At 69.5% G+C, this 888-nt stretch carries 2 protein-coding genes; both read left to right on the plus strand.

Annotation, left to right across the window (positions count from 1 at the left end; genetic code table 11):
• On the plus strand, nucleotides 1–308 hold a 308-nt coding region (locus tag ACIIOY_RS26770), incomplete at its 5' end, for a hypothetical protein (protein ID WP_411037710.1).
• Entirely contained in the window at nucleotides 305–667 is a 363-nt protein-coding gene (locus ACIIOY_RS26775) for a hypothetical protein (protein ID WP_411037711.1), read from the plus strand. The genes ACIIOY_RS26770 and ACIIOY_RS26775, both read left to right, overlap by 4 nt.
• Nucleotides 668–888: the final 221 nt, after the last annotated feature.

Raw genomic sequence — 888 nt, forward strand, 5'->3', positions numbered from 1 at the left:
GTCACGAGGAACGAAGCATGAGCGAGCGCCCGACCTACCGCACGACGAAACGGCAAATCTGGCTGTCCTTCGCCTTCGCCTGGCTCGTCATCTTCGTCATCGTCGCGGCCGGCGTGACGGGCAGCACGGAGGCCGTCAACCTCGCCGGCATCATCGTGCCGTCGCTGGTGCTGCTGATCGCCGCCTTGCTCGGCATCCACCGCTACACCGGATCCCTCGACTTCCAGGCGGCACAGGAGCGCGCCGCCGAGGAACCGCCCGCCGATCCTCCGTACGATGCGCGTGACCAGCCGGGAGGCGCGTCATGATCGCGCTCCTCAACAGGGCAGCGCTGCCGGCCGTCGCGGCGGCGGCGCTGCTGCTGACCTTCGCCCTGGTCGTGCTGCTGATCGTGTCCCGCATCGACACCCTCGTTGACCGCGCCGTCACCTTGGCCGTCGCCGGCCGGGATGCGCATTGGACCGCCGAGATCGAGCGGGCCAACGCCGAGACCAACAAGCGCATCGCCGACCAGGCACAAGCCGCCCTGGCGATTGAGACCGAAGCCAACGCCCGCGTGCGCGCGGTGGAGGCGCAACTTTCCGAACTGGAGACTGCCAATGCGGCCCTGCCTGCTGGCGATGCTTGCGGCCTCGGCCGCGACCGTATCCGCCTGCTCCCCCGCTGATCCGAAACCGGTCGTCCTCACCGTACAGCGGCCCGTTATCCTGCCCGAAGCCGCGCGCCAACCATGCGCGCGGCCGCGCGGCCTCCCCGAGCGGGACATGACCTCCCAGGAGGTGACAACGAACTGGGGCGCCGATCGCGCGGCGCTCATCACCTGCGAAACCAGACGGGCGGCGGCTGTGTCGGCCGTCGAGGCCACGGAGAAGAGACCTTGATGGACCT

Origin of the sequence: Shinella agrisoli, from assembly GCF_046557955.1 — a bacterium.
Lineage (GTDB): Bacteria > Pseudomonadota > Alphaproteobacteria > Rhizobiales > Rhizobiaceae > Shinella.

Bases quoted from the DNA above. Each gene is read 5' to 3' on its own strand.
- ACIIOY_RS26775 (WP_411037711.1), top strand. From the start codon at position 305: ATGATCGCGCTCCTCAACAGGGCAGCGCTGCCGGCCGTCGCGGCGGCG.